At 65.4% G+C, this 8,665-nt stretch carries 9 protein-coding genes; 5 read left to right on the top strand and 4 right to left on the bottom strand.

Annotated features, from left to right (window positions below; genetic code table 11):
• Positions 1-41 precede the first annotated feature (41 nt).
• The gene (gene waaF, locus IC66_RS0121825; RefSeq protein WP_049806598.1) at positions 42-1,112 is read left to right on the top strand and encodes a lipopolysaccharide heptosyltransferase II; all 1,071 of its coding nucleotides are present in this window, start codon (positions 42-44) and stop codon (positions 1,110-1,112) included.
• A gap of 172 nt (positions 1,113-1,284) precedes the next feature.
• On the opposite strand, the gene IC66_RS0121820 is transcribed toward waaF, so the two are convergent.
• The gene (locus tag IC66_RS0121820; protein WP_038949038.1) at positions 1,285-2,322 is read right to left on the bottom strand and encodes a glycosyltransferase family 4 protein; all 1,038 of its coding nucleotides are present in this window, start codon (positions 2,320-2,322) and stop codon (positions 1,285-1,287) included.
• Positions 2,323-2,448: 126 nt separating this feature from the next.
• On the opposite strand from IC66_RS0121820, the gene galE reads away from it, so the two are divergent.
• The 3 genes from galE (at position 2,449) to IC66_RS0121805 (ending at position 6,119) form a co-directional block, all read left to right on the top strand.
• Positions 2,449-3,462 (top strand): UDP-glucose 4-epimerase GalE, encoded by a 1,014-nt coding sequence (galE, locus tag IC66_RS0121815; protein ID WP_028143333.1) that lies wholly within the window; start codon positions 2,449-2,451, stop codon positions 3,460-3,462.
• Between the two features lie 118 nt (positions 3,463-3,580).
• Entirely contained in the window at positions 3,581-5,383 is a 1,803-nt protein-coding gene (locus tag IC66_RS0121810; RefSeq protein ID WP_038949036.1) for an ABC transporter ATP-binding protein, read from the top strand.
• 34 nt (positions 5,384-5,417) lie between these two features.
• Positions 5,418-6,119, top strand: a complete 702-nt coding sequence (locus IC66_RS0121805; RefSeq protein ID WP_038949034.1) for a fumarylacetoacetate hydrolase family protein — start codon at positions 5,418-5,420, stop codon at positions 6,117-6,119.
• 161 nt (positions 6,120-6,280) lie between these two features.
• Here IC66_RS0121805 and IC66_RS0121800 read toward each other — a convergent pair whose 3' ends face one another.
• The gene (locus tag IC66_RS0121800) at positions 6,281-6,739 is read right to left on the bottom strand and encodes a YybH family protein (RefSeq protein ID WP_028143335.1); all 459 of its coding nucleotides are present in this window, start codon (positions 6,737-6,739) and stop codon (positions 6,281-6,283) included.
• A 134-nt stretch (positions 6,740-6,873) separates the two neighbouring features.
• Between IC66_RS0121800 and IC66_RS0121795 the strand changes: the two genes are divergently transcribed.
• Positions 6,874-7,416, top strand: coding sequence for a Spy/CpxP family protein refolding chaperone (locus IC66_RS0121795; RefSeq protein WP_028143336.1), 543 nt, complete (start codon positions 6,874-6,876; stop codon positions 7,414-7,416).
• A 136-nt stretch (positions 7,417-7,552) separates the two neighbouring features.
• On the opposite strand, the gene IC66_RS47750 is transcribed toward IC66_RS0121795, so the two are convergent.
• Positions 7,553-7,708: a hypothetical protein gene (locus IC66_RS47750; RefSeq protein WP_162832253.1), complete on the bottom strand. Its 156-nt coding sequence runs from the start codon at positions 7,706-7,708 to the stop codon at positions 7,553-7,555.
• A gap of 142 nt (positions 7,709-7,850) precedes the next feature.
• A partial coding sequence (locus IC66_RS0121785) for a LysR substrate-binding domain-containing protein (RefSeq protein ID WP_038949033.1) occupies positions 7,851-8,665 on the bottom strand: 815 nt, incomplete at its 5' end.

The following is an 8,665-nucleotide window of genomic DNA, read 5'->3' as shown; positions in this document are numbered from 1 at the left end:
ACCGACCCGCCACAATCAGATCGCCTCGGCTCCATTAACGAATGAACCAAGATTCGACACTTAGCGGAGATGCAGATCGGAGCGACACCCGCCCGATTCTGATCATTCCCTACATGTGGATCGGCGATTTCGTTCGGAATCACACCGTCGTCCGGGTTCTGAAGGAGCGCTGGCCCAACCGGCCGGTCGATCTCCTCACCACATCCCTGTGCGCCCCGCTGGTCGATTACATGCCCGGCGTGCGCCAGGGGATCGTCTGGGACCTGCCGCGCAGCCGCCTCGCCGTCGCCCGCCAGTTCGCCCTGGGGAAGCTCCTGCGCGAGCGGAACTACGGCACGGCCCTGGTGCTGCCCCGGACCTGGAAGGCGGCCATCGCGCCCGCCCTGGCCGGTATTCCTGAACGGGTCGGCTTCGTCGGCGAATTCCGGTTCGGCCTGCTCAACCGCTGGCGCTGGGGCGAGAAGAAGCTGCCCCGCTTCATCGACAAGAACGCCGCTCTGGCCCAGCCCGACGGCGCGCCACTGCCGGCGGAATGGCCGGTGCCGCAATTGCGGGTTCCGGCCGACGATATCGTCCGCTGGCGGCAGGCCAACGGCCTCAGCGCGGGCGCCGCAGTGGCGCTCGCCCCCGGCTCGGTCGGCGTCTCAAAGCGCTGGACCTACTATCCGGAGGCCGCCCGGCTGCTGGTCGAGCGCGGCCTCGAGGTCTGGGTGGTCGGCGGCCCCGCGGAAAAGGGGCTGGCCCAAGAGATCGTCGCGGCGGGCGGCCCGGGGGTCAGGGACCTCACCGGCAACGATCTGCGCAACGGCGTGCTGGCCATGGCGGCGGCCGGCGTCGCCATCTCCAACGATTCCGGCCTGATGCACATCGCAGCCGCGCTGGGCACGCCCACCATGGGCATCTTCGGCCCGACCAGCCCCTATCTCTGGGCCCCCCTCAACGGCCTTGCGGCGACCGTGGTGCAGGACAAGGAAGATCTGTCCTGCCAGCCCTGCCAGAGCACGGTCTGCAAAATGAACGACCACCGTTGCATGCGCGATATCGCAGCGCGCGAGGTGGTGGCGATCGCGCAGCGGGTGCTGGGTGAGGCCGGGGCGCGGACGGAGACGTGAGCGTCGGCAACGCCTGCGCCGCCGATGATAAGCGCCGGTGTTTTGCCCGACGCGTCAAACGCGCTTCGTGAAATCCGCAACGTATCGCGTCAGCCGCCAAGCCGTTGATTTTGCTGGCCGCGGCTACTGTGTTGTTTTCGCGGTTTTTGTTTGCCGGCGCGACACCGGCCGCTCAAAGCAGTGGCCGATAGACCTCGCCGATCCGCGCCGCTTCCGCATCGAGGCTGAATTTTGCGAGCACCCGCGCTCGCCCCCTCTCGCCCATCGCCGTCGCGGCATCCACATCGCGCATCAGCGGCTCCAGCGCCGCAGCCAACGCATCGGCATCGCCGGTCGGGACCAGCACGCCGCTCACGCCGTCCTCGACCACCAGCTCGGCCGCGCCGGCGCGTGCGGCGACGAGCGCGCTGCCGGCCGCCATCGCCTCGATCAGCGTCAGCCCAAAACCCTCGTTGCGCGAGGTGAAGGCGTAGATCGTCAGCCGCTGATACCAGCGCTGCACCGCTTCGATCGGCAGCTCGCCAGTGATGACGATGCGCGATTGCAGGCCGGCCGCTTCGATCTGCTTTTTCAGCTCGTTCGCAAAGGGCGTCTGCTCGGCCGTGACCTGTCCGACAATCACGGCGGTGAAATCGGGATAGCGCGGCAACAGGCGGCACATCGCGTCGACGAACACGTCGGTGCCCTTCTGCGCGCGCACACGGCCGAAGCAGCCGATGGCGTAGCGGCCGGGCAGCGCGGCCTCCGCGAACGCAGCAGCGCGGTCCTGCGGCGGCGCATAGATGTCGGTGTCGACGCCATGCGGGATCACCGTCGCCTTCACCTTCAGGAACGAGGCCGAAAGATCTGACGTCGCGATGATCGCGTCCATGCGCCGGATCAGCCAGCGCGTGATCCAACTATGGTGCCGCTGCGCCGCCGAGGTGAACACGAGTTTCAACGGCCAGCCGAACGCGCGTAGCGCGACGCCCGCGATCATCTCGTTGTTGCGCCGCGCGTGCCAGATCAGCGGCGCCTTGCGGCGCCATAGCTTCAGAAAATCGGCAACGCTCAGCCGCGCAATCCCAGCCGGCGCGTGCGAGCCGAACCAGGCGGAGCGGTACAGTTTCGCCAGCCGCGGCGCCACCATCCGGTTGGTCGCGGTGACCCCGGAATAGCGCCTGTGCAGATTTGGCACGATCACTTCGAGATCGCCGGGGGAATTGGCCACGTCATGCTCCGTTTCGCAAAGTCCCTATACGCAACATTAAGCATAGTGACCAGTTCAGCCGCGCCGAAACCCCCTCTTCACCGCGCAAACGTTAACTTGGCGCGTTGATCGAAGACGGGTGAGATCATGACTGTGCTAGTCACCGGCGGCGCCGGCTATATCGGAAGTCACACGGTCCTCGCGCTGGCGGAAGCCGGCGAGGACGTCGTCGTGATCGACGATCTCTCGACCGGTTTCTCCGCCTATCTGCCTGAGGGCGTGCCGCTGTTCATCGGCGATGCCGGCGACGAGAACCTGCTCGAAGGCGTGATCGCGCAGCACAACATCGAGAGCATCATCCATTTCGCGGGCTCCGTCGTCGTGCCGGATTCGATGCGCGATCCGCTCGGCTACTACCGCAACAATTTCACGACCGCGCGCAACCTGCTCAATGTCGCCGTCAAGCGCGGCATCGGCCGCTTCATCTTTTCCTCGACCGCCGCCGTCTACGGCAATCCGGACCAGGTGCCGGTGCCCGAGCATGCACCGACGCGGCCGCTATCGCCCTATGGCTCGTCCAAGCTGATGACCGAGATCATGCTGCACGACGTCGCCGCCGCCTACGGCATGCAGTACGTCACCCTGCGCTATTTCAACGTCGCCGGCGCCGATCCGCAGGCGCGCATCGGGCTTGCCACCGTCGGCGCCACGCATCTGCTCAAGATCGCGGTCGAGGCCGCGACCGGCCAGCGCGCCAAGATCGACGTGTTCGGCACCGACTATCCGACCCCCGACGGCAGCTGCATTCGCGACTTCATCCACGTCACGGACCTCTCGCAGGCGCATCGCTCGGCGCTCGCGTACCTGCGCAATGGCGGCGCCTCGACGACGCTCAATTGCGGCTATGGCCGCGGCTATTCGGTACTGGAGACCATCGACGCGGTGCGCCGGGTCTCGGGCCGCAGCTTCGCCGTGCAGTACGCTCCGCGCCGGCCGGGCGACATCATGACCATGGTCGCCGACACCAGCCGGATCCGCGGCCTGCTCGACTGGAAGCCGCAATACGACGACCTCGAGACCATCGCGGCCCACGCTTTGGCGTGGGAGGACAAGCTGTTCCACGAGCGCCATGGCGAGCTTCGCCACGCCGCCTCGGCCTAGATTCCATCTGAGCGCAAGCCCTTAATTGGGCTTGAAAAACCCCGCTTGAGCGGGCACAGAGGCCCTTCGATCCCTGACGTGCGGGCAGGCTTTGTCCTGCGCCGTCAATGGACACCGGATGGCCCAGTTTCCAAAGAAAATCACCGACGATCCCTATGCGGCAGCGGTCCTGATTCGCCGCCTGGTCACGGAACAGGGCGTCGTCTATTGGCGGCGCTACCTCGTCGCCTTCGCGCTGATGGCGGTCGCCGCGGGCGCGACGGCAGGCGCGACCTATGTGCTCGGCCAGGTCATCAACCAGGCCTATGTCGACAAGAACATCCCGGGCATCGCGATGTTTTCCGGGATCACGGTGATCCTGCTGTTCATCAAGGGCGTGGCGACCTACGGCCACATGGTGATCCTGACCAAGATCAGTAACGCCATCCTCGCCACCAACCAGCGCCAGCTGTTCGCAAAACTGATGCGCGAAAGCGTCGGCTTCTTCTCCGAGCGGCATTCGTCAGAATTCCTGGCGCGGCTGACGGCCGGCGCCAAGTCGATCACCGACGTGCTCAACATGCTGGTCAACGCCGTCGGGCGCGACCTGTTGATGCTGCTCGCCATGATCGGCGTGATGGTGTGGCAGGACCCCGTGATGTCGTTCATCGGCCTCGTCGTGGTGCCGCCCGCGATGCTGGTGCTGCGCAAGCTGGTCAAGCGTATCAAGGGCCTCGCCTACAACCAGTTCACCGGCACCGCCGACATCATGGAGACCATGCAGGAATCGCTGCAAGGCATCCGCACGGTGAAGGCGTTCACGCTCGAAGACACGATGCAGAGCCGCATCGACGAGAACATCGCCATCGTCGAGCGCAACGCCAACAAGATGGCGCGCGTCGCCAACCGCTCCAACCCGCTGATGGAAATGCTCGGCGGCTTCGCGGTCGCCGGCTGCCTGCTCTATGGCGGCTACAGCGTGGTCGCGCTCAACGCCACGCCGGGCGCGTTCTTCTCCTTCATGACCGCGTTCCTGATGGCGACCGAGCCGGCCAAGCGGCTGGCGCGGCTCAACATCGACTTGAACAGCCAGCTCGTCGGCGCGCGCATGCTGCTCGAAGTGGTCGACAGCCCGGCGAGCGAGCACTCCGACGACGACAAGCCGGCGCTGAAGCTCTCCGACGCCCGGATCGAGCTGCGCGATGTCAGCTTCTCCTATCGCGCCAATGAGACCGTGCTCAACCGCATGAGCTTCGTGGCCGAGCCCGGCAAGGTCACGGCGCTGGTCGGGCCCTCCGGCGGCGGCAAGTCGACCGTGCTGGCGCTGCTGCTGCGCTTCTATGAGGTGACACAAGGCGACATCGTGATCGACGGCCAGTCGATCGGCGCAATCTCTCGCAAATCGCTGCGGGCGCAGACTGCCTATGTCGGGCAGGACGTCTATCTGTTCCGCGACACCATCCGCAACAACATCGCTTTCGGCCGGCCCGGCGCGAGCGAGGACGAGATCACCGAGGCAGCGAAAGCGGCTTGCGCGCATGATTTCATCATGGGCTTTCCGCTTGGCTACGACACACCGGTCGGCGAGCACGGCACGCAGCTTTCAGGCGGCCAGCGTCAGCGCATCGCCGTGGCGCGCGCGCTGATCAAGAACGCACCGATCATCCTGCTGGACGAAGCCACCGCTGCGCTCGATTCCGAATCCGAGCGGCAGGTGCAGGAGGCGATCGAGCATCTCTGCCAGAACCGCACCACCATCGTGATCGCGCATCGCCTGCACACCATCATGCATGCCGACGCGATCCTGGTGATCGAGGGCGGCGAGATCGTCGAGCAGGGGCGGCATGACGAGTTGCTCCGCCGCGGCGGCCGCTATGCCTCGTTCTTCCGCCTGCAACACTACGATGCCGGCGCTCTGGCGCCGATCAGCGCAACCGCATAGAGTTCCACTTTACCTCAAGAGCAGCGAGACCCGCATGAACGCCGCCTCCTACGTCATCCCGCTTCCGCCCCAGGCTTCGCTTCCCGTCGTCGGCGAAAGCGGCCGTTATCCGGTGCGCCGCATCTGGTGCGTCGGCCGCAACTATCTCGAGCACATCCGCGAGATGGGCAATGACGAGCGCGCCCCGCCGTTCTTCTTCGCCAAGCACGCCGACATGCTGGTGCCCGACGGCGCCACCATTCCTTATCCGCCGCTGACCAAGGATTTGCATCACGAGGTCGAGCTGATCGTCGCGATGAAGAGCGGCAGCCTGAACATTCCCGCCGACAAGGCGCTGGATCACGTCTATGGTTACGCCGTCGGCATCGATCTCACCCGCCGCGACCTCCAGATCGCCTCGCGCAAGAAGGAGCGCCCCTGGGAGATCGGCAAGTCGTTCGACGGCTCCGCGCCGTGCTCCGCCATTCAGCCGGCCTCCAAGATCGGCCATCCCGCCAAGGGCAAGATCTGGCTGACGGTCAACGGCAAGGAGGCTCAGAAGGGCGACCTGACCGAGCTGATCTGGAACGTGCCCGAGATCATCTGGCAGCTCTCGCAGCAGGTGAAGCTCGCCGCCGGCGACATCATCATGACGGGCACCCCCGCCGGCGTGTCGCAGCTCCAGCCCGGCGACAAGCTCGAATGCGGCGTCGACGGCGTCGGCACGCTGAAGGTGAGCATCGGCCAGCCGGAATAGGCCCGATGCGTAGGACGGATTAGCGAAAGCGTAATCCGTCACCTTCGCGCGGCCATCACCAGTTGATTGCTGTTATTGCTGAACGGCGGATTACGCTTCGCTAATGCGCCCTAGGTATCCAAAATCAAGGCCCCGGTCGCATCCGGGGCCTTTCGCGTTTTCTACCAGGCCTTCACCGGCCGATTGGCGTGGCTCACCTGCGGCACACCGCGATTGAGCGACATGTGCGAATGCACGCACAGCCACCCGTCACCGTTCCACGTGAACACCATCGTCGCCCGGCCGGGGCGCGCAAACGCGCTGCCGTCGGGATGATATCCCGTGCTCGTCCACGGCGCGATCACCGTCGCCATCGTGCCGTCGCGGGATGCCAGGACCGAGGTCTGATCGAGCACGAAACGAAAGTCGGTCGTCTTCGGCCAGACGTTGTCCCATTGCGTCGTGACCCACTGATCGAGGCCGGGGATGACGTCGTTATGCGTGCCGAAGGCAAGCACATCTGGATGGAAGAGCGGCCGCGCCGCGGCGTAGTCGACCTCGCGGACGTAGCCCGCGAAGGTGTCCAGCCACGCCAGGAAGAACTGCTTCGTCGCGCTGTCGGCGGTCGGCAAGAGGGCCATCACCTGCTCCATCTTCGGCTACCTCGATCACGGCAAGCTTTGTTGCCATGGGACAGACCTTCCAGCAAGATATGGACTTCGAGAGCACCCCGGCGGAGATCGACCGGCCGGCCTGATTTCATGGAGCCAGACTCATGAGACGCCTTCTCCTGCTTGCGGCCACGCTTGTCGTCACCTGCAACGCTGCCAGCGCGCAGTCTAGCAAGCCCTATGCCGGCCTCGAGCAGCGTCCCATCAAGGCGCTGTCGCACCAGCAGGTCGACGATCTCCAGAGCGGACGCGGTATGGGTCTGGCGCTTGCCGCTGAACTGAATGGATATCCCGGCCCCAGTCACGTTCTCGAGCTCGGGGATCGGCTCGAGCTGACCGGCGATCAGCGCGCCGAAATTCAGCACCTCTTCGATTCGATGAAGCAAGAGACGGTCCCGCTGGGCAACAAGCTCGTGGAGCAAGAGAGGGAATTGGACAACCTGTTCTCTGCCCGTGCCGTGACGCCGGAGTCGCTTAAGGCGACCATCGTCGCCATTTCGGAAACGCAGGGCCGGCTCCGCGAGAGCCACCTCAAATATCACCTGTCGACCGCGGCCTTGCTCAATCAGAGCCAAATGCAAAGATACGCCGAGCTGCGAGGCTATCAGCATCCTGATAGCTCCGCAGGGCGCAAACACCATCACTAGACGCGCTCGGGATTACCGCAGAAGTCGTAGGGCGGATTAGCGTAGCGTAATCCGCCAACGCATCGTGCCACACTTGACGTAGTACCGAAAACACGATGAGGCCGAGGATCAGCGCCGCTACGCCGAAACCAGCCGGCTACGCCCGCGTCAGCGCCTGCAGACCCTTGAAGGTCAGGCGTTTGGGGTCGGTCACCCCGGCGAGATAGAGCTGGCGGATGAAGGCTACGACAGCGTTGCGGTCGCAATTGGTCAGCGCGACGACGGCGTCGACCGCGATCTTCTGGGCTTCCATTAGGCTCACCTCGGCCTTGCGAGTAACCCCGGCCGAGACAGGCTAGGAGTCCGCGGTTAATCCGGCGTTAACCGTTTGGACAGAGTGGCCGATTCACCCCGACGACCGAATACGCAAAACAACGCATTGGCTGCAGCGATGCTCAGCGTGCAGCGACGCTCTTCTTGAGCTGCGCAAAGTGCTTTTTCAGCCGCGGCACGGCAAAGTCGGAGAAGGCCCGCACCTTCGGCACCGAGAGCCGGCCCTGCGGGCAGATCAGGTGTGCCGGCATCTCCGGATCCTTCTCGGCGGCCAGCACGATCTCGAGCTCGCCGCGCGCAACCTGCTCGGCCACCTGGTACGAATACATCCGCGCGACGCCGCGGCCGGCAACGGCGGAGGCTACGGCCGCGTAGGTGCTGTTGACGATGAGACGCGGCGTGAACTGGACCGTACGCGGCACCGCCCCACCGGCCTGCGGCGCGAAGGTCCAGGAATTGGGCAGATGGGCCATCGCCACGATCTGATGCTTGGCGAGATCGCCGGGCTCGGTGATGCGGGGATGCTGCTTCAGATAGCGCGGGGCTGCCACGACCACGCGGCTGATCTCGCCGACCCGCATTGCCACCATCGCCGAATCCGCGAGGGGGCCGATGCGAAGCGCGATGTCGATGCCCTCCTCGATCAGATTGACCGCGCGATCGAACAGCAGCAGCTTGGCCGACACCGTCGGACAGGCATCGAGAAACGCGTCCAGGATCGGCCGCAGCACCATCTCGCCCGACACCACGGGAGCAGTGATCGTGAGCAGGCCGCGCGGCGCCGACCGCGGTCCGGCCGCGATGTCGTCGGCCTCCTCCAGCTCGGTGAGCACGCGGCGGCAGATCGCGACATAGCGCTCGCCCTCTTCGCTCAGCTTGATCGAGCGCGTCGTCCGATGCAGCAGCTCGGCGCCGACCCGTTCCTCGAGAAAGGCGA

The sequence above is a fragment of the Bradyrhizobium genomosp. III genome (assembly GCF_000261705.1).
GTDB classification, from domain to species: Bacteria; Pseudomonadota; Alphaproteobacteria; order Rhizobiales; family Xanthobacteraceae; genus Bradyrhizobium; species Bradyrhizobium ottawaense.
This window is presented reverse-complemented; position numbering and strand designations above follow the sequence as displayed.